Consider the following 24,527-nt stretch of genomic DNA (forward strand, 5'->3'; position numbering starts at 1 on the left):
CCCCTGACAGGACCGTGCAATCACTCAAGGGGGCAACGAGCCGGTCGGCGTCAGGTTCCGCAGAAGGTCGTGTAGGGGCCGAAGTCGTCGGGGGCGGGACCGGCGAACTCCTCCCAGCCGGGGCGCTCGACATAGGGGTGCTGCACGACGTCGAGCAGCCGGAGCCACGGCGCCATGTCGCCCGCCTCGGCCGCGGCGAGCGCCGCCTCGACCTGATGGTTGCGCGGGATATAGAGCGGGTTCACCGCGTCCATCGCCGCCGCGCGCTCGATCGGCCCCACGGGTTCGCTTTCGAGCCGCGCCCACCAGCCGGCGATCCACGGCGCCATCGCGTCGGGCTGGGGCAGCAGCGCGTCCATCGGCGCCCCGTCGCCGCGCAGCAGCATGGCGAGCGCGCGGAAGAATCCGGTGAAATCGACGCCATGGCGCTCGAGTTCGACGAACAGGCTGTCGATCAGTTCGGAATCGGCCTGGTCGGCCTTCGCGAGCCCGAGTTTCGCGCCCATCCGCGCGAACCAGGCGAGCCGGAAGCGGTCGGGAACCCCCTCGACCAGTTCCTTCGCGCCCTCGACCCCGGCGGGATCGACCGCATGGATCGCGGGCAGCAGCGCCTCGGCAAGGCGCGCCATGTTCCAGTGCATGATCTGTGGCTGGCGGCCATAGGAATAGCGGCCGTTGGCGTCGATCGAACTGAACACGGTGTTGACCGAAAAACGGTCCATGAAGGCACAGGGGCCATAGTCGATCGTCTCGCCGCTGATCGCGACATTGTCGGTATTCATCACCCCGTGGATGAAGCCCACGCCCGCCCAATGCGCGATCAGCGCGCATTGCAGGCCGATCACCCGGTCGAGCAGCGCGAGATGTGGATTGGGCGCGTCGGCCAGCTCAGGAAAGTGACGCCGGATCGCATAGTCGGAAAGCTGGACAACATGCTCGGCGCCGAAATGCGCCGCGAAGAACTGAAAGGTCCCGACCCGGATATGGCTGCTCGCGACGCGCGTCAGCACCGCGCCCGGATGCGCGCGCTCGCGTTGGACGCGATCGCCGGTCGCGACCGCCGCGAGCGAACGCGTCGTCGGCACCCCCAGCGCCGCCATCGCCTCGGACACCAGATATTCGCGCAGCACGGGGCCGATCGCCGCCTTGCCGTCGCCGTTGCGCGAAAAGGCGGTCGGCCCCGAACCCTTGAGCTGGATATCGAAGCGCGCGCCATCAGGCGCGACGACCTCTCCCAGCAGCAGCGCGCGGCCATCGCCGAGCTGCGGCGAGAAATGGCCGAATTGATGTCCCGCATAGGCAAGCGCGAGCGGATCGGCGCCCGCGGGCAGCTCGGCACCCGAGAATAGGCGCGCCAATTCCGCATTGTCTGTGCCCGCGACGTCGAGCCCCAGTCGCACGGCGAGCGCATGGTTGAACATCAGCATTCGCGGCGCGGAGGGCGGCGCGGCCTCGGCCGGCGCGTAGAAGCCTTCCATCGTCGAATGGAAACTATTGTCGAAGGCGATGTTCATGCGCGGCGGGCTCCCGGTTCGGCGCCTATGTCGAGCCTCGCCCCCGCGATTGCAAGTTTGGCGATTGCGGCCGCCGCCTGCTTTTGCTAGCGGCCCGCCTCGTGACCTCGGGTTGCCCTTCATCGGGCATGAAAAGGGAAGTCCGGTATCCAATCCGGCGCTGCCCCCGCAACTGTAACCGGCGAGGTGGATGCGACTATGCCACTGGGGCCCTGCTCCGGGAAGGCCGCGATCCACCGATGACCCGGAAGCCAGGAGACCTGCCAGGGCGTCGCCGTTATCTGCGCGCGGGCGGGGTGCACCGGGAGCAGGCGAGGATCCTCGCGTGACGGCAAGACCGTGACGCTTGGAGGACCCGCATGAAGACCATTACCCGCCGAACCACCCTGTCGCTGCTCGCGCTCGCCGCAGCATCGCCCGCTCTCGCCGACGAAGCGCCGCTGGACGATCAGTCGATCACCGTGATCGGCGCGCCGCTCGCGCTTGCCGAAAGCAACGCGTCGGTGTCGGTCATCGACAAGGAAGCGATCGACCGCGCCCAGAATGGCGCCGCCGCCGACCTGATCGCGCGCCTGCCCGGGGTCAATGTAACGCAGAATGGTGCGCTGGGCGGGGTGGCGAGCCTGCGCATCCGCGGCGCCGAGGATTCGCAGACGCTCGTCGTCATCGACGGCGTCCGCGTCGGCGATCCCTCGTCGCCGGGCGGCGGCTTCGACTTCGCCAATCTGATGCTCGGCAGCATCGACCGGATCGAGGTGCTGCGGGGCGCGAACAGCCTGCCGTGGGGCAGCCAGGCGATCGGCGGGGTTGTGTCGATCACCACCACCGACCCGGAGCTCGCGGCGGACGGCGGCACTTCGGGCCGGATCGGCGCCGAATATGGCGCGCGCGACACGGTGCGGGTGAACGGCCAGCTGCGCACGGCCGCGCTCGGCGCGTCGCAGTTCGGGATCGGCGGCGGCTATGTCCGTACCGACGGCTTCAGCAACGCCGCGGCCGGAACCGAGCGCGACGGCTATCGCCAATATTCGGTGAACCTGACCAACCGAACCGAGATCGGCAGCACGCTCGTCTTCCGCGCTTTCGGCCTCTACGCCGACAGCCGCGTCGATCTCGACGGCTTCCCGCCGCCGACCTACAGCTTCGGCGACACCAACGAGTTTCAGAAGACGCGGGAACATTATGCCGCCGCGACGCTCGAGCACCGTCCCGGCGGCAACGACAGCAGGGGCGGCTTCGCGCACCGGCTGCAATTCGGGTTCGCCGATGTCAACCGCGACAATTTCAACCCCGATTTCGGGGACGACCCGACCTTCCGCGCCCGCGGCCGCAGCGAACGGCTGAGCTACAGAATCGACTGGGGCCTCGGCGATGTGTTCGGCAGCGGGACCGGCGACAGCCTGCGCCTGCTCGCGGGCGCCGAGCGCGAATGGACGCGCTCGCTGACCGACGACGGCTTCGCGCCCGACCAGGGCCGGACAGCCACCACGGGCGGCTGGGCGATGCTGGTCGCGCGGCCGACCGATACATTCTCGCTGACCGCCGGCGTGCGCCGCGACGATCACCGCGACTTCGGCGGCGCGACGAGCTTTGCCGCCGACGTCGGGCAAAAGCTCGGCGACCATGTCACGCTGCGCGCGAGTTACCGCGAAGGCTTCAAGGCTCCGACCTTGTTCCAGCTTTCGGCCTCGGCCGGCGCCTATGGCAACCCCGACTTGCTCCCGGAACGCGCGAAATCCTATGAGGTCGGCGTCCGGCTGGGCGACGCGCGGCGGTTCGTCGACATCGCCTGGTATCGCCGCGACAGCCGTAATCTCATCGACTTCGTGTCCTGCCCGCCGGGCCCCGATCCCCTGCCCGCGATCTGCGCGACCGGGAACCGCCCGTTCGGCACCTATGACAATATCAATCGCGCCCGGGCGCAGGGCGTCGAGGTCGAGGCGGGTGCGCAGCTCAGCGACAGTTTCGCGATCCGCGCCAACTACAGCCTGACGGTCGCCACCGACCGCACCCCCGGCTCGCCGCTCGAACATAATCGCCTCGCGCGGCGCCCCCGGCATCTCGCGAACGCCGAGCTCGCCTGGACGCCCGCCGGCGCGCTCGAAGGCGCCGACCTGTCGGTCGCGGTGCGCTATGCGGGCAAGAGCTTCGATGATCGGGCGAACAATGTGCCCCTCGACGATTATGTCCTGGTCGACCTGCGCGCTTCCTATCCGCTCGTCGCGGGGATCGACCTCTTCGGCCGCATCGAGAATCTGTTCGACGAACAGTATCAAACCGTCGCGACCTACAACACGGCAGGCCGCTCGGCCTATGTCGGGGTGCGCTGGGGCTTCTGATGCGGCGGGCGGCGGCCTTGGCGGTGCTGGCGGTCCTTACGGGCTGCCAGGACCGCGCGCCGCTGCCCGCGCTGCACGGCATCGCGAGCATCGACTTCTGCGCCGACCAGATGGTGCTCGGATTGCTGCCGAAAAGCCGAATCCGCGCGGTGTCGTTCGAGGCCGATAGCGATGTCAGCTTCGCGGTACCCCGCGCCAAGGGGCTCGCGCGCCTGCGGCCGCAGCTCGAGGATATCGTCGCGCTGCGGCCCGCGGTGGTGGTGCGCAGCTATGGCGGCGACGGACGGCTCGACCGGCAGCTTGCCGCGATGGGAATCAAAATCGTGCAGCTCGGCTTCCCGGCCTCGCTCGCCGACGCCCGCGCCGACATGCTGCGCGTCGGGGGAGAACTGGGCGCCGACGCGGAGGCGCGCGCCTTGGTCGCGGGCTTCGATCGCGAACTGGCGGAGGCGCGCCGCGCCCCGGCCAAAGGCACCGCGCTCTACATCACCCCCGGCGATGTCACCACGGGCCCGGGATCGCTGGTTGCCGAGGTGATGGGCGCCGCGGGCTATTCGCCCTATCGCGCCGCGCCGGGCTGGGGCAGCCTGCCGGTCGAGGATATGGTGCGGCGGCCGCCCGATGCGGTTTTTCGCGCCTTTTTCGACAGCCCGCGCTACCGGCAGGATTATTGGACATCCTCGCGCCACCCGGTCGTCGCCCGCGCGACGCATGGGGCGCGCGATGTCGAGGTGCCGGGCGCGTGGCTCGCGTGCGGCAATTGGCTGATGGGGCACGCCGTGACCGAATTGGCGAAAGCGCGATGATCCGGGTCAACGCCATATTGGCGGCGCTGCTGCTGCTCGCCGCGATGCTCGCAGCCATGGCGGGCGCGCACGGTCTTTCGCCCGCGCTGCTTACCGACTGGCTCGGCGGACGCGATCCCGCGGCGGCGATCATCCTGTTCGACATCCGCTTGCCGCGCATCCTCGCTGCCGCCGCGGTCGGCGCGGCGCTCGGCCTCTGCGGCGCGGGCTTGCAAGCGCTGACGCGCAACCCGCTCGCCGAGCCCGGCATCCTCGGCGTTTCGGCGGCGGCGACGCTGGGCGCGACGCTGACGCTCTATTTCGGGCTCGCCGCGGCCTGGTCCTGGGCCCTGCCGCTGGGCGCGATCGGCGGCGCGGGGTTGGTGACGGCGCTGCTCGCCTCGGCAGCGGTTCGGACGCGCGGCATGGCGACGCTGATCCTGATCGGGGTCGGCCTGTCGAGCCTCGCGGGCGCGGCGATGGCGCTGATCCTCAATTTCGCACCCAATCCCTTCTCGCTCTCCGATCTCGTCAACTGGACGCTGGGGTCGGTCGCCAACCGCTCGCTCGCGGATCTTGGCCTCACCGCCCCGTTCATGGCGGCAGGCGCGGTGCTGCTGCTCACCCAGCGTCGAAGCCTGTCGCTGCTCGCGATCGGCGAGGAGGCGGCGAGCGCGCACGGGCTCGATTTCCGGCGGACCCAGATCGCGGTCGTCGTCGGCACCGGGCTCGCGACCGGCGCGTCGGTCGCGCTCGCGGGCGCCGTGGGCTTCGTCGGCATCGTCGCGCCGCATGTCGTGCGGCCCTGGGTCGGGCATGATCCGGGGCGCACGCTCGTCCCCGCGGCGCTCGCCGGCGCGACGATGCTGATCGTCGCCGACATGCTCGTCCGCCTGCTGCCGACCGATACCGAGCTCCGTCTTGGCGTCGTCGCCGCGCTTGCCGGCGCGCCGATCTTCCTCCTGATCGCGCTGCGCCGGGGGAATGTCCGCCATGACTGAGCTCGCAGCCACCGGGCTCACGCTTGCGGGCCGGCTCGCCGATGCCGATTTCCGCCTTTCGCCGGGCGAGCTGGTCGTCATCGTCGGCCCCAATGGTTCGGGAAAGAGCAGCCTGATGCGGCTGCTCGCGGGACAAGGACATCCCGACTCCGGGTCGGTTCGCCTCGATGGAAACGAGATCGCGGGTTTCGACCCGCGCGCGCGCGCGCGCCGCATCGCCTATCTGCCCCAGCGCGCCGAAGTCGCCTGGCCGATCGCCGTCGCCGACATGGTCGCGCTCGGTCGCTTCGCGTTCGGCGGCGCCGAAGTAACGCGCGGGGCCGGCGACGCGGGGCAATGGCTCGACGAAGTCGGCTGCGCCCCTCTCGCCCGCCGTTCGACCGCGACCCTCTCGGGCGGCGAACTCGCACTCGTCGCGCTCGCGCGCGCTTTCGCCGCCGAAACCCCGCTGCTACTGCTCGACGAGCCCACCGCCGCACTCGACCCGCGCCGTCAGATCGACGTCATGACGCGCCTCCTCGCCCGCAGCCGCGCCGGTCAGGGCATCGCCGTCATCCTCCACGACCTCAACCTCGCGGCGCAGTTCGCCGACCGGATCCTGTGGATGCGGGACACCCGGATCGTGGCCGAGAGCACCTCTGACGCCGTCGCAGTCGCGGCGAATGCCGCCGCGATATTCGAGGTGTCGGTTCGCATCGAATCCGGCAGCGACGGCCGCGTACAAACGCTGGCAGTTCAGCAGGATCGCCCCTCTCGGTCAGAATAATCGCGCTCCAAACATTGCCGAATTACGCAAGTTCCATGTCGTCGATATGACCTGGAATGCGCAACTTTCCGAAGATTTGATAGGTTGATCAGCCCGATACCCGGTGTTAGCACCCCGCCTAAGGGAATTGGGGAGTCCGTGATGCTACAGGCCGAGTTGAAGGAATTGACTGATCGTTGCAGTGAGGCCATTCGAACTGCGGCTCCAGGGTCGGAATATTTCGACGCGCCTTTCAAGCATGTCGTTCTCGATGATTTTCTTCCGCGCGAACTCGCGGACCAATGCCTGAACGCCTTCCCTCCGGTCGATTCCGACGGATGGGACGAGGCCAACGACAGCGATATCGAAGTGAAGCGGCGATCGAACTGGACGTCGGAGTTTGATATTCCCGAGCATATCGTCGACGCGGTGCGTATCATGAATTCGGCGCCGATCCTTCGCGCGATGGCCGAACGGTTCGAGATTCCGAAGATCGTTCCCGACCCCTATTTCGCCGGCGGCGGGCTCAACGTCACGGTATCGGGCGGGCTGCTCGACGTTCATGTCGATGGCAATTATCACGACGCGACCGGCCTCAACCGCCGGCTCAACGCGCTCATCTATCTCAACCCCGACTGGCAGCCCGGGTGGGGTGGCGAACTCGGCCTTTACGACGATAAGGGCCAGGAATGCCTGAAGCGCATCGCGCCTGTGCACAATCGGCTGGTGATCTTCGACACCCATGACCACAGTTTCCACGGCCTGCCCGATCCGCTCAACTTTCCGGCCGGCGCGGCGCGGCGATCGATCATTCTCTATTATTACACCAAGGAAGCCCGTCCCGAATCGCAGACCGTCGTCACCGAACCGCATAGCGCGCTGTGGGTGAAGCGCGGACTGATGGACAAGCGCGGGAACAAGACTCGGCAATATACCTGAGAAGCACCGCCCCTTTCAGTCTCTCCATTCCAATTCGAGGATCAGTGCATGTCGTTGCTTGAACGTTCGTTTCACCTTGCCCACTATATCTTTCCCGAAGGGGGCTCGTGCCTTGAGTTCGGCGTTTTTCGGGGCGGGACCTTCGCCTACCAGGCCGATCAGATCAACAAACACTACCCCAAATCGCGGCTGATCGGTTTCGACAGCTGGCAGGGCTTGCCGGAGGAAACGCCGGGCATCTGGATCCCGGAGCGTCACGCCAAGGGCGAATATGCCGCGCCAAAGGATGAAGTGCTGCGCAAACTCGCCGAGGCCAATCTGTCGATCGACGATCCGCGCCTGCGTCTGGTCGACGGATTCTATTCGGACAGCCTGACGCCCGACGTGCGAAGCAGCATCGATTCGCTGATCTTCGTCAATATCGACGTCGATATCTACAGCTCGACGATCGAATTGCTCGACTTCATCGAGCCGCTGCTGCGTCCGGGCGTGATCCTCTATTGGGACGACTGGAAGGACCCGCGCGACAGCCATGACAAGCCGTGGGGCGAACATGCCGCGTGGGACGACTGGCGGGCGAAACATCCGGGAATCGAAGTCGCGACGGTCGGCACGAACGAGTATCTGCAGCAGGTGATGGTCGTCACCGCCGCACACGGCGCCACCCTTGCCGCCCCCCTCCCCAGCTTGGCTGAGATCGAAAAGAGGGCGGCTGAACTCGAGCGCAACCCGCCCGAATTGCGCAAGCGCAAGGCAGGGGAATCGGCGCTCACTTCGGTGAAGATCTGGGTCAATTCGATTCCGGTCATCGGCCCGGCGATCCGCCGCGCCTATCGGGCGCTCGGCTGACCGCGAAGGAATCAGGTCCGGATCGCGGCAAGCCAGGTCCGGACCGGTTCGATATAGCGGCCGTAATCGAACAGTTGCGACTGCGCGCACCAGGATTTCATGTCGGCGATCGCCCGGTCGTCCATCGCGAAAACTTCGGCAATCCGGGCGCCAGCTGCCGCAAGGTCGGCGGTATCGAGCGCGAAACCCGACCGCCCTTCCTCGATAAAGCCCGCAACGCTCGGCATCGCGTTGGTGATCACCGGCGTCCCGAAGGCAATCGATTCAGAGAATTTACCGGGAAATCCCGCCAATGTCGTACGGGTGCGGCTGCGGAAAAAGATCGAGAAATGCGCGGCGGTCAGTTCGGACAGCAGTTCGGCGCGCGGACGACGCCCGTGAAAATGATACATGCCGTCGAGCCGTGCGAGCAGCGGCTCGTGCTCGGGAAACAGCGCAAGATATTGGTCTCGGTCGAGACCATAGAGATTGAGGTCGAACTTCGCGCCGCGCATATGCGTCGCATCGAGCGCCTCGAATACCCAGTCGAGCCGGTCTTTCAGTCCGTCGGTCGAGTTTCGCACCTGCGCCGGATCAAAACCGCTGCCCGCAAAGAATAATTTCGTAACGCCCCCTGTGCGTTTTACCATCAGGTCCGCGGGCGCGAGCACGGGCGGATCCATCAGCGTCGGAATCTCGACGATCGGCTGTCCCGCGCGGCGATAATAGTCGGATATGAAGGGCGATGTCGTGATCAGCGCATCCATGCGCTTGTTCACGAAGCGCATGCGGAGCGGAATATCGAGGTTGCGGATCAGGCTGGCGACGCCGCGCGTCCGTGACGGCGCGTACCATTCGGTGCAGTCCGCCGCAGCCCAGGCTCCATGCGAATGCGCCAACGCGGCGATCCGCGCCTGCGCGACCGCGGGATGATTATAGCAAATGACGCCGACCAGGTCGGTGACGCCGGCCCGACGCAGCACCTCCGCCGCCGGGCCGGGCGAGCTGATCCGATGCAGCCATGCCTTCATCCCCGCGGGATAAGGCACTTCGAACCCTATCATCCCTTCGTCCCCGGCGTCGACCGGCTGCGGCGCGCCGCCGGGCCACGATCGCTGATGGGTGACGCCCAGCAGCAGGACCCGGTAGCCGAGGGCGCGAAATATCTTCGCATTGGCCGTCACGCGCTGCGCCGCCGCATTGCGGTCGGGCAGTTCGAACCCGCCGACGTAGAGGATGGTCCCCAGCGTCGCCTTCGCGGAGTTCTGCTCGCCATTTCCCGGGAATTCGCTGATGCTCGATGCGTTCAACATGACAATCCTAACAGGCACCGATCATCGCGATCGAAGGCGAAACGGGATGCTGTCGCCGCCGCGGTGATACGGGGCCCGCGCCGATCCGGTCAAGACGCGCGCGCCGCTGTGCGCTCAATCACAGCGCCGCGACCGATTTCTTCTACGCAAGCCATGGCAAGGGAGGGTCCAGAGATTTTTTTGCCCAGCCGTACAACCCTCGGGATCAATTTGCGTCTCGGCGAGTTGTACTGGCCGCAGGGAGTTTCTTACAGCATGGGGCGGTCACTGATACGCATTGAACAATCTTGCGGCCCCGTTTATGGAACCGACGACGTTCGTCGCATGCTTCGGCCGATCGAACGCCGGGTCGCCGCAGGGAAACACCCCTGTAATCTGCTGTTTCAACCCTTGCTGCGCGCGGCGAGGGTCATAGAAAGCGGTTGGCGATAGAATGATAATGACGAATGATGACCGTTGGCGCGACCTGCGCGCACAGATGCTGGCCTTCGTGGTCGATCGGCCGCGCATCCAACGCCAGCTCGCGGCCGTGGCGATCGATGCCTTTCTCTGCATCGCCGCCGTGTGGATCGCCTTTTCGCTTCGCCTCGGCGTTTGGGAGCTCCTGTCGCCGCCGATCGTGACCTTTGCGGCCGTGGCGTTGCTCTGCTGGTACCCCATCGCTTGGAAGACCGGCGTCTATCGCTCGCTGATCCGCTTTTCCGGCGCGCGGACGATCGCCGATCTGGCGGTCGCATGCGCGATCCTGTCGGTGCCCCTCTTCGTCGTTTGCGTCGGTTTCCGCCTCCCCTCGGTTCCGCGAACCCTCTGCGTTCTGCACCCCATCATTTTCCTTCTGCTGCTGGGGGCGAGCCGTATCGCGATCCGGTTCGTACTGCTCGACCTTTTCAAGGTCGTATCGGTGGACGTGCGCCGGGTGCTCGTTTACGGCGCCGGCCGCGCAGGGCAGCAACTCGCGCTGTCGCTCCGACACGAACCGCAAGTGTTGCTGGTCGGTTTCGTCGATGACGATCTGCGGCTCGACGGCCAGCGCCTCGACGGCGTGCCGGTCTTCGGCGCCAATCGCCTGGAGGAGATACTCGCCGATACCGACATCGACGAGGTGCTGCTCGCAATCCCCAGCGCATCCCGTGCCCGTCGGCGCGAAATCATCGAAACGTTGCAGGACGAGGAAGTCTTCGTCCGCTCGCTCCCCAATCTGACCGGCATCATCGAGGGGTCGGTCACGGTCAACGATCTGCGCGAAATCCAGATCGAAGAGCTGCTCGGCCGCGAAACCGTCGCGGCGAACGAGTTGCTGATGAGCAAGACGACCGCCGGAAAGATCGTCCTCGTCTCGGGCGCCGGCGGTTCCATCGGCAGCGAGTTGTGCCGCCAGATCGTCCGGTGCCGACCGGCGCGCCTCGTCCTTCTCGAACAATCCGAATATGCGCTTTACGCGATCGAGCAGGAACTGACCGAGCTTATGCGCGAGCTCGAGGTCGAGGTGCCACTCGTCCTCGAACTGGCGAGCGCGTCGGAGCGCTCGTCGATGAACCGCATCTATCATCATCATCGGCCGGAGACGGTGTTCCACGCGGCCGCTTACAAGCATGTGCCGCTGGTCGAGGCGAACCCCATCTCGGGCCTTCGCAACAACATCATGAGCACGCTCCACAGCGTTGCCGCCGCAGAGGCGGTGGGCGTCGCCAACTTCATCCTGATCAGCACCGACAAGGCCGTGCGCCCGACCAACGTCATGGGCGCCTCGAAGCGCGTGTGCGAGCTGATCCTGCAGGCGCGCGCCGAACGGCCCGACGTGAAGACGGTCTTCAGCATGGTCCGTTTTGGCAATGTTCTGGGATCGAGCGGCTCGGTCGTCCCGCGCTTCAAGGCGCAGATCGAGGCCGGCGGTCCCGTCACGCTGACCCACCGCGAGATCACGCGATATTTCATGACCATCCCCGAAGCCGCGCAGCTCGTGATCCAGGCGAGCGCGATGGCGAAGGGCGGCGAAGTATTCGTGCTCGACATGGGCCAACCCGTGAAAATCTTCGACCTCGCGACCAGCATGATCCACCTGTCGGGGCTGAGCGTGCGCTCGGCCGAGAATCCCGATGGGGATATTCAGATTGTCGAGACGGGGCTTCGTCCCGGCGAGAAGCTCTATGAGGAGCTGCTGATCGGCGATAATCCAGAAGAAACCAAGCATCCGCGGATCATGCGCGCGCGCGAAGGACTCTGGCATTGGGACGATCTCGACCGCGAATTGCAGGAATTGGACGCAACTATCCGCGTCAGCGGCGACAGCGCCGCGGCGGTGGCGATCGTCACCCGGCTGGTTCCCGAATTCGTCCCCGATGCGGGGTGGGCCGAGCGACTGAATGCCGGTAACGGCTAGCGATCCGAAGCCGATATTCACGTTGACACCATTCCGCCCTGCTGGTTGGTCGCGCGCGACCCCAAGCAACGCCGCGACCACATATCTGAAACGACCCCATGACTTCTGAGCGATCCCATCACTATGACTTCATCGTGACCGGCGCATCGGGCAACGTGGGCCGCCACCTCGTTCCCCTGCTCGCAAGCCGCGGCAGCCGGATCCTGGCGGTGGGCCGCGATGCCGCGCCGCTGCGGGCACGCTATGCCGGCATCGCCGGCGTCGATGCCGCCAGCTACGACGAGCTCGCGGGCCAGCCGGCGTGCGACACCTTGGTTCATCTCGCGGTTCGCAACAACAACCAGCCGGGATCGCTCGACGACTTCACGCGCGTCAACGTCGATTTCGCCACGGAAATCTGCGGCGAGTTCAACCGCATGGGCGGACGGCGTTTCGTCAATATCTCGTCGATCCAGTCGCTCGACGACGACAATGCCTCCCCCTATGCGGTGAGCAAGGATCTGGCGCGGCGCCGGATCGCCGAGCTGGTCGGCGACCGGCTCGACGATGTTCACATCGGCTATTTCCACGATGCGCGCTATTTCGGGGAAAGGCTGGCCTTCCTGAACCGCCTTGGAGCCTTCGGCGGCGCCCTCTTCGGCCTGTTCAAGACGCTGAAGCCCGCCACCTCGGCCAAGAGCCTCGCCGATTATGTTGCGGGTCCCGCCCGCGCGTTGCCGACCCCCGCCATCCTGACCGACGACCTGTCGCGATCATGGGTCTATCGCTCGGCGACGCGCGCGCTCGACATCGCGGTCGCGCTCGGCATCCTGGTCGTGCTGTTTCCCATCCTCGTCGTCCTGTGGGCGCTGATCCGGCTCGACAGCCCGGGTCCGGCCATCTTCGCGCAGACGCGCGTGGGCAAGGGACAGGTCCCCTTCACCCTCTACAAGTTCCGCACGATGAAGCGCGACACCGTCGCCGCCGGGACGCACGAGGTAAGCGTCAGCGCGGTGACCAAGATCGGCAAGTTCCTGCGCGGCACCAAGCTCGATGAATTGCCGCAGGCGATCAATCTGCTGCGCGGCGAAATGACGCTCGTCGGCCCCCGTCCGTGCCTGCCGGTGCAGGAGGAGCTCGTGAACGCGCGCGCGGCGCTCGGCGTCTATGCGATGAAACCGGGCATCACCGGTTATGCGCAGATCCGCGAGATCGACATGAGCCGTCCGCAAGAACTGGCGAACAGCGATCATATCTACATGAAACTGCAATCGCTGACGCTCAACTTCAAGATCATCCTGCTGACCGCCTTCGGCCGCGGCGGGGGCGACCGGGTCGCGGCGCCCGGGCAACCGTAGGAACAACAGGGATTTCATGCAGGACAGGCAAAAGAGCATCCTATTTTTCGTCGGCGACGCGGGCTTCTTCGTCTCGCACCGGCTGAACCTCGTCGCGGGGGCGCTGCGGGACGGCTACCGCGTCACCGTCGCCTGCCCCCGTTCGGCAGCGGTGGACACGATCCGCGCGAACGGCGCGGACTGGGTCGAATGGAAGGTCGATCGCGGCGGCACGGCGATCTTCGGGGAATTGCTGTCACTGCTGCGCGCCTTTTCGATCGTCCGGCGCGTCGCCCCGACGGTGATCCACGCGATCTCGATCAAATGTATTCTCCATGCCGGCCTTGCGTCGAAATTCCTGCGCGTCCCGATCGTCGGAGCGGTTTCGGGCCTCGGCTATGTCTACATCGGCGACGGCGGCGGCATGAAGGGCGTGCTGCGCCGCGTGATCAATGCGGTCATGAACTTCGGACTCAACCGGCGCGACGTCAGCTTCATTTTCCAGAATGGAGACGATGCGCGAATGATCGAATTCGCCGGGCTCGACCGGGTGTCGGTCCACCGCATCGGCGGATCGGGCGTCGACCTGAACCGGATCACGATGCAACCGCATCCACCGGGCCCCGAAACGCGCGTCGGCCTTCCCGCGCGGCTGCTGCGGGTGAAGGGCGTTTATGAATTCGTCGAGGCCGCGCGCGAACTTCGCGGACGGCGCGGACGCGACGCCAAATTCCTGCTGATCGGCGATCCCGATCTTTCCAACCCTTCGTCGATCACGCCCGCCGAGATCGAAGCCTGGACCGCCGAGGGGGTGGTCGAATGGGTGCCGCACACCCCCGATGTCGCCTCCGTCCTCGCGACGCTGCACATCGTCGCCCTGCCCGCCGACCGCGAGGGGTTTCCGAAGACGCTGATCGACGCGGCCGCCGCCGGCCGCGCGGCGGTGACCAGCGACGTGCCGGGATGCCGCGATGCGATCGCGGAGGGCGTGACGGGCCTGCTATGCCCGGTGCGCAATGCCCTCGCCCTCGCCGACACGCTCGACCGGCTGATCGTGGACCGCGATCTGTGCGTTCGCATGGGCATCGCGGCGCGCGCCTATGCCGAAGAGAATTTCGACATCGACGATGTCACGCGGCGCCATATCGAAATCTATCGCGAACGCATCGACGCCGCCGCGGCCTGAGGCGCGGCAGCGCCCTTCAGGCCACCGGCATCGACGGATCGATCCCCTCTTCGGGCTTCGCGTGCGCGCCGCGCAAATGCGAATAGAGGGTCGCGGGGGTCACCCCGCCCAGCCAGAGCAGGCCGATCAGCAGCGGGACATAGACCGCCATCGTCAAGGCCCCCGCCGCGATCAGGCGCGGGAACAGCGGCCAGCCAGCGATCAGGTCATAGCCCAGGGCCGTGGCGCCGAATGCCGCGGCGCCGGCAAGGATCGCGGCGACGAAATAAGCGGCCAGATGGCGCGTCAGCAATCGCCGTTTCCACACCAGTAGCACCCCGATCTGCCCGATGCAGAAGGATAGCGCGCCGATCGACGCGCCGGCCGCGATCCCCTCTATCCCATAGGTTCGCGACAGCCAGAGGCTGCTGACCAGATTGATCGCGGTCGCGGCGATCCCGATCAGGAGCGGCGCCATCGTCTTTTGATAGGAGAAGAATACGCGGTTCAGCAATTCGCGCACCGCGGCAAAGATGATCCCGAAGCCGAGGATCCCGAACAGCGCCGCCGTGGCGTGCACATCGTCCCATTCAAAGGCGCCGCGGTGATAGATCAGCGCGACGACGTCGGTGCGCAGCGCCAGCGCCGCCGCCGCCGCCGGCGCCGTGGTGACCAGGATCAGCCCGATCGCGCGCGTCAGCGTCTGCGCGTTCGCCGCGTCATCGTCGCGCGCGGCATTGTGCGCGAGGTCGGGAAAGAACATGTAGGCGACCAGCCACGAGAAGGTGCCCGAGATCAGCAGCGTCAGCCGGTTGGCGTAATTGAGATGCGAAATCGCCCCCGCGCCGAAATCGGACGCGATCGCGGTGCCGATGAACAGGTTGAACTGGTCGAGGATCACCGCGAAGATCATCGGCGCCGACAAGAGCGACAGCCGCCGCCACGTCTCGGGGCGGACCGCCCAGCCCCATTGGCTATCATAAATCCGGCGCGTCTGACCGCGCTGGATCACCGCTTGGACCAGATAGGCACCGACCGCGCCGACGATAGCGATCGTCACATCGTTCATGAAATAGGCGGCAACGATCGCCCCGACCGCGATCAGATTGTTGATTACGGGTACAGCGAGCGGCGGGATGAAATAACGGTTCGCCTGTTGCAAGGCGCTCTGGACGCCGACGTAACCGGTAAGCAGAAAGCCCAGCGCCATGATGCGCGTGAGTTTGACCGCCAGATCATGCGTATAGGCGTCGATGGATGGCGCTACGATCGACACGAGGGGTCCGGCCAAGGCCCAGCAGAGGGCCGTCAGCAGAATGGCGACATAGGCATAATAGCGGATCGCCTCGTTGACGAATTGCTGCCCCGCCCCCCGATCTGCCATCACCCGAACATACATCGGGGCGAAAACCGATCCGATCGTCCCGTAGATCGCGAGCCAGATCACTCCCGGCAATTGATTGGCGATGAAGTAGGCGTCCGTAACCGGACTGACGCCAAAGAGCGATGCGAAGACGACATCCTTGACCAGCGCAGCGATTTTTCCGGCGATAGTCAGCAGGATCAGGATGACAACGGTCATATGGCGCGCGGCGCCACCCGTCGTCGCGCGGGCTCCGCCCACGAAATCCCCGTCCTGTTGTAACGGCGCCCGATCGACAGATAGAGGGTCGTAATCACGATCATGGTGAACAGCCCGCCCGGCGAATGGAGCAGCTGGTTGTTCGCCGGCATGAAGAATGCGCCCATCGTCAACTGGGCGAACAGCAGAATGGCGAAAGGATTTTCAAAGCGGATCGCCGCGCGCCATGCACGGGCGTAGACATATGCGAAAAAGCCGAACAGCACGACCGTGCCGGGAAAGGTGAAGTCGGTCGCGAAATGGGTGAAGACCGTATGCCATTTCGATTCACCCCACCCCGTCGTTACCCCAACCTGATGGACGAGCGTGTTGGGCCATTCCCACTCCACCCCGAGCACGCGGTTGGCGAGGACCGAAATCGAATAGGAAAAGCCCTGAAAATAAGTCCAATGCCAAGGCATATCGAGAGCCAACCCGAGCCCGTAATAGCCCTGGGAAAGATAGCTGAGGAACATCGATAAATTCAGCCCGTAATCCTGCCCGAATATGGCGAAGATGGGATGGCTGGTGTCGATGAAAACACGGTCCAGAACCCGCTGATTCACGTTGGCGACGTCGACTCCCAGCGCGCTGTAGCGCTGGCCCAGCACCGCTACGAAGGCCAGCAGGCCCACAATGCCCAGTCCGACGATGCTGACCACCCATTTCAGCTGGATCGGCTTACGGCGCACCCCATATTTCAGCGCGGCAACAGTAAGCAAATAGATCAGGATGTCGCCGAGCTGCTTCTGCTTTCCGGAACCGAGAACATAGAAAAGCAGACTTACGATTGCAAATGCAGCAACCAAAAATCTCCGAACGTTTCCGAATACAGAGAAATAATAAAATCCCAAGATTAAGGCAATGAAATTGAAAGGAAGGGAGAAGGAATATATAATAAATACTATAGAGTAGTTTCCAGTATTTCGCTCATATCCTTCATAGCCCGCCATATAGGCATCGCCGATGGCGGAAAAATCGGTGTTCAACTGGCCAGAAGACGCCGCACTGGCGATGGACGCGATCAGCGAGAGCAGCGAGATGGCCAACGAGAGATCGAAAAGCTGGCGAACGAAAATGCTGCTTCCTGGTCGGTTCTTATACGGCATCGGCAATTGGGTCGCAGCGCCGTACAGATAGCCGAAGGTGATCGCCACCATCACGGCCGTCATGAACAGGACCGTCTTGCCGATCGGGAACATGTAATATTTCGTCGGCCCCCACACCGCGAGCGCGAGCGTGACCGCAAGATAGATCAGGAAAAATTTCAGCGGCGCGTAGGTCGCGAAGAGCGCCGCCGGCCGCCGGGCAGGTCTCGCCATATTCACTGCATCGTCTCTTTGAACATATGCTTGTAGGCCGCGAGCTTTTCGTCGCCGAGCAGGTGACCGATCCCAAGCGACTTCTTATGGGCACCCTCGAGATACTCTTCGGTCGTCTTGAGTATCCTGGCCGGATTTCCGCCAACTATCGAGCCGTCCGGCACATCCTTGGTAACGACGGCATTCGCGGCGACCACACAGTTTTCGCCAATCGTCACGCCCTTCAGAATCAAGGCTCCCGCGCCGATGAAGCAATTGGATTTGACGACGATCGGGGCGGCCAGATCAAGCGTGGGGAACTGCCGCCTGAAAGGAAGCACGCCACCGTCGTGACAGATGAACTGGGCGCCAAGGCTGATGAACACATTGTCGTGCAAGGTGACGAGAAAGGGTTCGGAACTGAACATGTCGTAGCTGCTGCCGTAAATGGCAACCTTGCCCTTCACGTTCACGCCGATCATCTTGGCATAGGCAACGGGGCGCAGTCTGGCATAAATGTAATAAAAGGGCCAAACGATCATTTTTCTCAGGCGATAGAAGGACATGCGTTCCCCTTTCCAATGACGGCCGAGAGGAAATCGGATACCGGCGCCTTGAACGCCTGGGCGGTAAAGGCCCCGTAATTCCTGCAATATCGCTTCATCGCTATCACCGCCTGAGGATCCATCGCCAGGACGTCGCACAGCGCCTTTACTGCGCCCTCGCGGTCGTCGGGGTCAAGACTGAACCCCGTGCGCCCCTCGACATGATAGGCGCGCACGCTGGGCAGCGCGTTGATGATCACCGGCGTGCCATAGGTGACGGCCTCGGAATATTTCGACGGAAAGCCGGCGAGCGTGACGCGGCTTTCGTGCCGCAGCACGAAAGCGAAGGCCGAAGCCTGAAGGCGGCGCAAAAGCTCCGCGCGCGGCTGACGGCCCATGAAGATCACGCGCTCCCCCATCCGATCGAGCAGCGCGGCATGACCCGGAAAGACCGAAAGATAGCGCTCGCGATCGACCCCGGCGATGCGCAGCACGAAATCGCGTCCGCGCGCCGCCGCGCCGTCCAGCAGTTCCAATATCCAGTCGATGCGGTCATGGACGTCCTCGGCACGCGTCCCCTCGGCAAAGCCCGACGCGACCGCGAACAGCGGCATCGGTGTCTGAACCGCCTCGGCGACCGGCACCTCACCCTCGGGCTTTTCCATCAAGGTCGGAATCTCGACGATCGGCAGCCCGGTCGAACGATAAAAATCGGTCATATAGGGCGAGGTCGTCACGATGCCGTCGATGCGCCGGTTCACCCAGTGCATGCGCAGCGGCACATCGAGATTCTTGACGATGTTCGACGGGCTCGTCCACGGGCGCGTGCCGTACCATTCGGTGCAGTCGGCGAGGATCGCGGCACCCCAGCGGCGCGCGAGCCGCGCGACCTTCATCTGCGCGACCGCGGGATAATTATAGCAGATCACCGCCGCGACATCCTCGGGGCGAAGCGCGCCGCGCTCGGCAAGGCGGCGCAGCGGCCAGTCGGCGCCGATCATGTCGAACCACTGACCGCGGCTCCTGGGATAACCGATCTCCCATGCCTGGGCGTCGATGTCCCCCGGGTCCGCCGGATGGACAGCCCGGTCATAGGCGCGCGCGCGGCTCGCCCCGACGAGTATGACGCGATAGCCGAGCGAGCGGAGCACGCGCGCATTGTTGCGCACGCGCTGCGCCGCGGCGTTGCGGTCGGGAAGCTCGAAGCCGCCGATATAGACGATCGTCTTCACGCGCCGCGCTCCGCCTCAGCCCTTTTTCCACACGGTGCGATTGACGTAGCCGGTGTAGCTCATGACCGCGCGCAGGATCTTTCGCGACACGTTGGGTACATTGTAATCGGCCACCACCTCGAACTGCCGTTCCTCCGCGTTGTGCTGCGCGGTGACGACGCGGATCGAATCGAGGATGTCGTCGCGCTTCAGGCCGGTCATGATCAGCGTGCCGACGTCCATCCCCTCGGGCCGCTCGTGCGCGTTGCGCAGCGTGATCGCGGGAAGGTTGAGCAGGCTCGCCTCTTCGGAGATGGTGCCGCTGTCCGACAGGACGCAGAACGCAGATTTCTGCAGCTTCACATAGTCGAAGAAACCCATCGGCGCCTGATAGCGCACGCGCGGATCGACCGGCGCATTGGCCAGATCGGCGATGCGCTTCTGCGTGCGCGGATGGGTCGACACGATCACCGGCATGTCGAACTCCTCGGCCGCGGCCGACAGGCCCTGCATCAGCTGCTCCAGGTTGCGCGGATCGTCGACATTCTCCTCGCGGTGGACGCTCGCGATGAAATATTTTCCGGCCTCCAGCCCCTCGCGCGCCAGCACGTCCGACGCGTCGATCTCGGCGGCGAAATGGTCGAGCACCTCGCGCATATGACTGCCCGACTTGATGATCGTCTCGGGGCGGATGCCCTCGGCGATCAGGTAGCGGCGGCCATGCTCGGTCAGCACGAAATTGATGTCGCTCAAATGGTCGAGCACCTTGCGGTTGAGTTCCTCGGGGACGCGCTGGTCGAAGCAGCGGTTGCCCGCCTCCATGTGGAATACCGGGATCTGGCGGCGCTTCGCGGGGATCACCGCGAGGCAGCTGTTGGTATCGCCATAGAGGAGCACCGCGTCGGGCTTTTCGAGCTCGAGCACGTCGTCGACCTTCGAGATCACCTCGGCGATCGTCTTCGCGGCGTTGGCGCCTGCGGCGTTCAGGAAGTGGTCGGGCTTGCGGATGCCCAGATTGTCGAAGAAAACCTGGTTGAGCTCATAGTCGTAATTCTGGCCGGTGTGGACCAGCACATGGTTCACATGCGCCTCGAACTCTGCGATCACGCGGCACATCTTGATGATTTCGGGGCGCGTCCCGACGATCGTCATCACCTTCATCATATTATCGGCTTTCGATCCTGCTGCGCTTCATGGTCTCGACCAGGTCGGGCCACGAAGGCGGGGTGTATCCGGTGGCCGCGCGGAAGCGGTCCGAGTTGAGCGAGCGGTCGATGACCAGCGAGGCATCGGGCTCGATCGCGATGTCATGGCCATAGGCGGCGCCGACGAGGCGCAGCAGGTCATATTTGGCGATCGGGTCGACCGAGACATGGTAGAGGCCGGTCAGTTCGGGGCGCGGCAGCACGAAGTCGCGCACGACGCGCGCCAGCTCGACCGTCGGCAGGCCCGAGAAGATCGCCTTGGTGAAGCCCTTGATCCCCTGCTTCTGCGCCAGGAACCATTCGACCAGCCCGTTCGCCGACGCGAGTTCGTGCCCGATGATCGACGTGCGCAGCGTCACCGCGTTCGGCGCCGCGACCTCGCCCAGATATTTGCTGAGCCCATAGACGTCGGTGGCGTCGGCCTTATCGGTTTCCAGATAGCCACCTTTCGCGCCCGAAAAGACGCAGTCGGTGCTGACATGGACCAACCGCGCGCCCGCGATCTCGGCGAGCTTTTGCAGCCGGTGCGGCAGCAGCGTGTTGATCGGCACCGCCGACGTCACCGCATTGCCGCTCGCGAGCTGCTTGATCAGCCCGACCGCGTTGATCACGACATCGGGCCGCGCTTCGGCAAAGACGCGCGCCAGGCTATCGCTGCTCTCGGCATCCAGGCCGACAACGAAGCTCGCTTCGCCGGCGATCTTTTCGAGCCGCGGACTGACCGAACGCACCGCACCGATCGCCGCATAGCCCTCCGACTGCGCGAAGGTCCGCAGCATCGCGGTACCCAGCATCCCGCTGGCGCCCAGCACCAGGACCCGAACTGGTTCAGCCAAGAACCGTCTCCTTCAACCCGTTCGCCCCGGATCGCCCGAGGCCGAAATTCAACCGCGCGGCCAGCCCTCGAGCTCCGCCTGCACCTCGGGAAGGCTGAGCAGCAGCCGCTTCACTCCTTCGACGTCGAGCCGCTCGGTGTTGTGCGAATGATAGTCGTCCATCGTCGCGGTCGTCGTCTCGCCCTCGCTGAAATAGGCGGCATAGTTGAGATCGCGGTCGTCGAGCCGCAGTCGCCAATAATCGCCCATATCCTCCGCGGTGCCCAGTTCCTGTGCGCTCGCGAGCGTTTCGTAGAGCTTCTCGGCGTGGCGCCAGCCGATCGCCTGCACCGGATGGTCGGGCGACCCGAACATCTCGACCAGCGCGGTCGCAAGATCGGCGATCGTCGACGCCGCAGCCTTCTTGATGAACAGATCGCCCTGCCGTGCGTGCAGGAAGGCGAAACGCACCAGCGCGACGCTGTCGCGCAGCGGCATCAGAAAGCGCGTCATATTGGGCTCGGTCACCGTGATCGGCTGGCCGTTCTTGATCTGGCGGATGAAGAGCGGGATCACCGATCCGCGCGAGCACATGACGTTGCCATAGCGCACGCAGCTGATCGTCGTGGCGGCATTGGCGCCGATTTCGCGCGAGGCGGCCTGCGCCATCTTCTCCATCATCGCCTTCGACATGCCCATCGCGTTGATCGGCTGCACCGCCTTGTCGGTCGACAGGCAGACGAGGCTGCCGACGTCATGCTCGATCGACGCACGAATGACATTCTCCGATCCGACGATGTTGGTCCGCACCGCCTCCATCGGAAAGAATTCGCAGCTCGGCACCTGCTTGAGCGCGGCGGCATGGAAGACCGCGTCGACGCCCTTCACCGCACGCGAGACGCTCTCACGGTCGCGGACGTCGCCGACGAAGAAGCGCGCGCGCGTATCGCCAAGAATATTGCGCAGCGCATCCTGCTTCTCCTCGTCGCGGCTGAGGATGCGAACCTCTTCGATATCGCCGGCGAGCAGTTCGTTCACCATCGTCTTGCCGAACGAACCGGTGCCGCCGGTGATCAGGACGCGCTTAATCTCTCTTGCGCTCATCGTCGAAAAACCTTCCCAACAGCTACTGGAAGACCCGTGTCTTCAAAGGCGTGGCGACCGCAAACGCGCCGCAGTTACAGGCGTATTGCGTTCGCCTCCCGCGGCAGGACGTTCTTGAGGTCATAAACGACGTGATCGGCTTTGACGCACCCTGCGACAAGCCCCTCGGCGTCCTCGCGAAACTCGTCGTGCGCCACCGCGATCATCACGCCGTCATAGGCACCGGCTTGCGGCCGATCGACCAGCGCCAACCCATATTCGTGCTGCGCCTCGGCCGCATCGGCCCAGGGGTCGTAGATATCGACCGCGACGCCATAGGATTGCAGCTCGGCGATCACGTCGACCACGCGCGTATTGCGAAGGTCGGGGCAGTTTTCCTTGAAGGTCAGTCCCATCACCAGGACGCGCGCGCCATTGACCTGAATCCGCTGCTTCAGCATCGCCTTGACGAGTTGCTCGGCGACATAGGCGCCCATTCCATCGTTGAGGCGGCGGCCCGCGAGGATGATCTCCGGCCGGTAGCCGATCGCCTCCGCCTTGTGCGTCAGATAATAGGGATCGACCCCGATGCAGTGCCCGCCGACGAGGCCGGGGCGGAAGGGCAGAAAGTTCCACTTCGTCCCCGCTGCCTTCAGCACCGCCTCGGTATCGATGCCCATGCGGTTGAAAATGATCGCGAGTTCGTTGATCAGCGCGATGTTGAGGTCACGCTGGGTGTTCTCGATCACCTTCGCCGCCTCGGCGACGCGGATCGATTCCGCCTTGTATGTGCCCGCGGTGATGATCGAGGCATAGAGGCTGTCGACGAGCGACGCGACCTCGGGCGTCGAACCCGACGTCACCTTACGGATCGACGGCAGGCGATGCTCCTTGTCGCCCGGATTGATGCGCTCGGGACTGTAGCCGCAAAAGAAATCGCGATTGTAGGTGAGCCCCGACAGCCGTTCGAGCACGGGGACGCAATCCTCCTCGGTCGCGCCGGGATAGACGGTCGATTCATAAACGACGATATCGCCGCGCTTCAGCACCTTGCCGACGGTTTCCGACGCCTTGATCAGCGGCGTCAGGTCGGGGCGGCGATGCGCGTCGATGGGGGTCGGCACCGTCACGATATAGAGATTACAGCCGGCGATGTCGGCGGGATCGGTCGAGAAGCCAAGCTGCTTCGCCGCCGCCAGTTCCTCGGCGTCGGTCTCGAGCGTCGTATCCTCGCCGCGGCGCAGTGCATCGATGCGCGGCTGGTTGATGTCGAAGCCCACGACATCGCGGATGCGGCCGAACTCGACCGCGAGCGGCAACCCGACATAGCCGAGGCCGACGACCGCAATCTTGAGGTCCTCCAGCGCGGGGGGCACCGCCCGATCTGCGTTGTCCAGGCTCATTTCCCCTTATACTCCCGGAACCAGGCAACGAAGTTGGCAACGCCTTCGCGAAAATCGGTCGCAGGCCGATAGCCGGTCAGCCGTTCGAGCAGCGAGGCATCGGCCCAGGTAACCGGGACGTCGCCCGCCTGCATCGGCATGTAATTGCGGATCGCCTCGAGCCCCAGACTCGTCTCGATCGCCTCGATGAAGTCGAGCAGGCGCACCTTGTCGTTGTTGCCGATGTTGACGATGCGGAACGGCGCGACCGGGCTCAGCGAATCCCCCTCGACGATATCGGCGCGCGAGGCCGGGCGCTCCGGCACGGCGTCGATCAGCAGGCGGATCGCACGGACGAGGTCGTCGACATAGGTGAAGTCGCGGTACATGTCGCCGTGGTTGTAAATGTCGATCGGCCGGCCATCGAGCATCGCGTCGACGAATTTGTAGAGCGCCAGGTCGGGGCGTCCCCAGGGGCCGTAAACGGTGAAGAAACGGAACATCGTCGTCGGCAGATTCCACAGATGGGCATAGGAATGCGCCATCGCTTCATTCGCCTTCTTTGTGGCCGAATAGATCGTGATCTGTGTGTCGGCCTTGTCGGTTTCCCGAAACGGCATATCCTCGTTGACCCCGTAAACCGACGAGGTCGATGCCATCAAAAGATGCGCAACGGACAAGCGCCTGGCCGCTTCCATCACGTTGAAAGTCCCCACGACATTGCTGTCGATGAAGGCGCGCGGGTTTTCGAGGCTGTAGCGCACACCCGCCTGCGCGGCGAGGTGGACGATGACATCGGGCTGGAAGGCATCGATCGTCGTGTCGAGCAGCGCCTGATCCTCGAGCATCCCCTCGGTCGCGGAGAAATTCGGATTCTGGAGCAGGTGCTGGTGGCGCGCCTGCTTCAGCCGGACGTCGTAATAATCGGTCATGCCGTCATAGCCGGCGACCGTGAAGCCTTCGGCGAGCAGCAGCTTCGCCAGATGAAAACCGATGAAGCCGGCGGTACCGGTCACGAATATCTTGCGCTGCACGAAAA

The 24,527-nt window shown here is 64.8% G+C and carries 20 protein-coding genes and 1 riboswitch; of the genes, 9 read left to right on the top strand and 11 right to left on the bottom strand.

All coding sequences use genetic code 11. The features are described from left to right. Nucleotides 1–50 precede the first annotated feature (50 nt). Nucleotides 51–1,514, bottom strand: a complete 1,464-nt coding sequence (locus CD928_RS19575; RefSeq protein WP_095388781.1) for a YdiU family protein — start codon at nt 1,512–1,514, stop codon at nt 51–53. Between the two features lie 92 nt (nt 1,515–1,606). Continuing rightward, a riboswitch (cobalamin riboswitch) is annotated at nt 1,607–1,797 on the top strand. Between the two features lie 76 nt (nt 1,798–1,873). Between CD928_RS19575 and CD928_RS19580 the strand changes: the two genes are divergently transcribed. The 6 genes from CD928_RS19580 (at nt 1,874) to CD928_RS19605 (ending at nt 8,172) form a co-directional block, all read left to right on the top strand. Next, on the top strand, nt 1,874–3,853 hold the full coding sequence (locus tag CD928_RS19580; protein WP_095388782.1) for a TonB-dependent siderophore receptor: 1,980 nt from the start codon (nt 1,874–1,876) through the stop codon (nt 3,851–3,853). Then, complete coding sequence (locus CD928_RS19585; RefSeq protein ID WP_095388783.1) at nt 3,853–4,659, top strand: ABC transporter substrate-binding protein; 807 nt, start codon at nt 3,853–3,855, stop codon at nt 4,657–4,659. Before CD928_RS19580 ends, CD928_RS19585 begins: the two co-directional genes overlap by 1 nt. After that, entirely contained in the window at nt 4,656–5,639 is a 984-nt protein-coding gene (locus CD928_RS19590; protein ID WP_095388784.1) for an iron ABC transporter permease, read from the top strand. The genes CD928_RS19585 and CD928_RS19590 overlap by 4 nt, the downstream gene beginning before the upstream one ends. Next, nucleotides 5,632–6,405 carry an ABC transporter ATP-binding protein gene (locus CD928_RS19595; RefSeq protein ID WP_176473645.1) on the top strand — a complete coding sequence of 258 codons (774 nt, stop codon included), beginning with the start codon at nt 5,632–5,634 and terminating at the stop codon, nt 6,403–6,405. Before CD928_RS19590 ends, CD928_RS19595 begins: the two co-directional genes overlap by 8 nt. 141 nt (nt 6,406–6,546) lie before the next feature. Then, a complete protein-coding gene (locus tag CD928_RS19600; RefSeq protein WP_095388786.1) occupies nt 6,547–7,323 on the top strand; it encodes a 2OG-Fe(II) oxygenase in 777 nt (258 codons plus the stop codon). 48 nt (nt 7,324–7,371) lie between these two features. Next, nucleotides 7,372–8,172, top strand: coding sequence for a TylF/MycF/NovP-related O-methyltransferase (locus CD928_RS19605; protein ID WP_095388787.1), 801 nt, complete (start codon nt 7,372–7,374; stop codon nt 8,170–8,172). Between the two features lie 11 nt (nt 8,173–8,183). Here the strand turns inward: CD928_RS19605 and CD928_RS19610 are convergent, their stop codons facing one another. Beyond that, nucleotides 8,184–9,464: a glycosyltransferase gene (locus CD928_RS19610; RefSeq protein WP_095388788.1), complete on the bottom strand. Its 1,281-nt coding sequence runs from the start codon at nt 9,462–9,464 to the stop codon at nt 8,184–8,186. Between the two features lie 439 nt (nt 9,465–9,903). On the opposite strand from CD928_RS19610, the gene CD928_RS19615 reads away from it, so the two are divergent. The 3 genes from CD928_RS19615 to CD928_RS19625 all read left to right on the top strand — a co-directional run bounded on the left by CD928_RS19615 (nt 9,904) and on the right by CD928_RS19625 (nt 14,346). Further along, the gene (locus CD928_RS19615) at nt 9,904–11,844 is read left to right on the top strand and encodes a nucleoside-diphosphate sugar epimerase/dehydratase (protein ID WP_255247263.1); all 1,941 of its coding nucleotides are present in this window, start codon (nt 9,904–9,906) and stop codon (nt 11,842–11,844) included. A gap of 134 nt (nt 11,845–11,978) precedes the next feature. After that, the gene (locus CD928_RS19620) at nt 11,979–13,181 is read left to right on the top strand and encodes a sugar transferase (RefSeq protein ID WP_217983790.1); all 1,203 of its coding nucleotides are present in this window, start codon (nt 11,979–11,981) and stop codon (nt 13,179–13,181) included. Between the two features lie 16 nt (nt 13,182–13,197). Then, complete coding sequence (locus CD928_RS19625) at nt 13,198–14,346, top strand: glycosyltransferase family 4 protein (RefSeq protein WP_095388790.1); 1,149 nt, start codon at nt 13,198–13,200, stop codon at nt 14,344–14,346. Nucleotides 14,347–14,362: 16 nt separating this feature from the next. Here the strand turns inward: CD928_RS19625 and murJ are convergent, their stop codons facing one another. From murJ to CD928_RS19670, 9 genes are all read right to left on the bottom strand, one after another. Next, complete coding sequence (gene murJ / locus CD928_RS19630) at nt 14,363–15,907, bottom strand: murein biosynthesis integral membrane protein MurJ (protein WP_141237206.1); 1,545 nt, start codon at nt 15,905–15,907, stop codon at nt 14,363–14,365. Beyond that, a complete protein-coding gene (locus CD928_RS19635) occupies nt 15,904–17,268 on the bottom strand; it encodes a hypothetical protein (protein WP_095388792.1) in 1,365 nt (454 codons plus the stop codon). The genes murJ and CD928_RS19635 overlap by 4 nt, the downstream gene beginning before the upstream one ends. Before the next feature lie 2 nt (nt 17,269–17,270). Next, complete coding sequence (locus CD928_RS23990; RefSeq protein ID WP_095388793.1) at nt 17,271–17,813, bottom strand: acyltransferase; 543 nt, start codon at nt 17,811–17,813, stop codon at nt 17,271–17,273. Continuing rightward, nucleotides 17,795–19,024, bottom strand: a complete 1,230-nt coding sequence (locus tag CD928_RS19645; RefSeq protein ID WP_095388794.1) for a glycosyltransferase — start codon at nt 19,022–19,024, stop codon at nt 17,795–17,797. Before CD928_RS19645 ends, CD928_RS23990 begins: the two co-directional genes overlap by 19 nt. Before the next feature lie 15 nt (nt 19,025–19,039). Beyond that, complete coding sequence (wecB, locus tag CD928_RS19650; protein WP_095388795.1) at nt 19,040–20,167, bottom strand: non-hydrolyzing UDP-N-acetylglucosamine 2-epimerase; 1,128 nt, start codon at nt 20,165–20,167, stop codon at nt 19,040–19,042. A 1-nt stretch (nt 20,168) separates the two neighbouring features. Beyond that, a complete protein-coding gene (locus CD928_RS19655) occupies nt 20,169–21,044 on the bottom strand; it encodes an SDR family oxidoreductase (protein ID WP_217983791.1) in 876 nt (291 codons plus the stop codon). Between the two features lie 48 nt (nt 21,045–21,092). After that, nucleotides 21,093–22,127 carry an SDR family NAD(P)-dependent oxidoreductase gene (locus CD928_RS19660; RefSeq protein ID WP_095388796.1) on the bottom strand — a complete coding sequence of 345 codons (1,035 nt, stop codon included), beginning with the start codon at nt 22,125–22,127 and terminating at the stop codon, nt 21,093–21,095. A 74-nt stretch (nt 22,128–22,201) separates the two neighbouring features. Next, complete coding sequence (gene tviB, locus CD928_RS19665) at nt 22,202–23,509, bottom strand: Vi polysaccharide biosynthesis UDP-N-acetylglucosamine C-6 dehydrogenase TviB (protein WP_095388797.1); 1,308 nt, start codon at nt 23,507–23,509, stop codon at nt 22,202–22,204. Further along, nucleotides 23,506–24,522, bottom strand: coding sequence for a GDP-mannose 4,6-dehydratase (locus CD928_RS19670; protein WP_095388798.1), 1,017 nt, complete (start codon nt 24,520–24,522; stop codon nt 23,506–23,508). The genes tviB and CD928_RS19670 overlap by 4 nt, the downstream gene beginning before the upstream one ends. Nucleotides 24,523–24,527 lie beyond the last annotated feature (5 nt).

It is taken from the genome of Sphingopyxis sp. GW247-27LB (genome assembly GCF_002277025.1).
In the GTDB taxonomy this organism is placed as follows: Bacteria; Pseudomonadota; Alphaproteobacteria; order Sphingomonadales; family Sphingomonadaceae; genus Sphingopyxis.

Coding starts and splice junctions, on each gene's coding strand:
- CD928_RS19600 (WP_095388786.1), top strand. CDS start 6,547: ATGCTACAGGCCGAGTTGAAGGAATTGACTGATCGTTGCAGTGAGGCC.
- tviB (WP_095388797.1), bottom strand. CDS start 23,509: ATGAGCCTGGACAACGCAGATCGGGCGGTGCCCCCCGCGCTGGAGGAC.
- wecB (WP_095388795.1), bottom strand. CDS start 20,167: ATGATGAAGGTGATGACGATCGTCGGGACGCGCCCCGAAATCATCAAG.
- CD928_RS19660 (WP_095388796.1), bottom strand. CDS start 22,127: ATGAGCGCAAGAGAGATTAAGCGCGTCCTGATCACCGGCGGCACCGGT.
- CD928_RS19615 (WP_255247263.1), top strand. CDS start 9,904: ATGACGAATGATGACCGTTGGCGCGACCTGCGCGCACAGATGCTGGCC.
- CD928_RS19625 (WP_095388790.1), top strand. CDS start 13,198: ATGCAGGACAGGCAAAAGAGCATCCTATTTTTCGTCGGCGACGCGGGC.
- CD928_RS19605 (WP_095388787.1), top strand. CDS start 7,372: ATGTCGTTGCTTGAACGTTCGTTTCACCTTGCCCACTATATCTTTCCC.
- CD928_RS19595 (WP_176473645.1), top strand. CDS start 5,632: ATGACTGAGCTCGCAGCCACCGGGCTCACGCTTGCGGGCCGGCTCGCC.
- CD928_RS19585 (WP_095388783.1), top strand. CDS start 3,853: ATGCGGCGGGCGGCGGCCTTGGCGGTGCTGGCGGTCCTTACGGGCTGC.
- CD928_RS19575 (WP_095388781.1), bottom strand. CDS start 1,514: ATGAACATCGCCTTCGACAATAGTTTCCATTCGACGATGGAAGGCTTC.
- CD928_RS19590 (WP_095388784.1), top strand. CDS start 4,656: ATGATCCGGGTCAACGCCATATTGGCGGCGCTGCTGCTGCTCGCCGCG.
- CD928_RS19580 (WP_095388782.1), top strand. CDS start 1,874: ATGAAGACCATTACCCGCCGAACCACCCTGTCGCTGCTCGCGCTCGCC.
- CD928_RS19610 (WP_095388788.1), bottom strand. CDS start 9,464: ATGTTGAACGCATCGAGCATCAGCGAATTCCCGGGAAATGGCGAGCAG.
- CD928_RS23990 (WP_095388793.1), bottom strand. CDS start 17,813: ATGTCCTTCTATCGCCTGAGAAAAATGATCGTTTGGCCCTTTTATTAC.
- CD928_RS19635 (WP_095388792.1), bottom strand. CDS start 17,268: ATGGCGAGACCTGCCCGGCGGCCGGCGGCGCTCTTCGCGACCTACGCG.
- murJ (WP_141237206.1), bottom strand. CDS start 15,907: ATGACCGTTGTCATCCTGATCCTGCTGACTATCGCCGGAAAAATCGCT.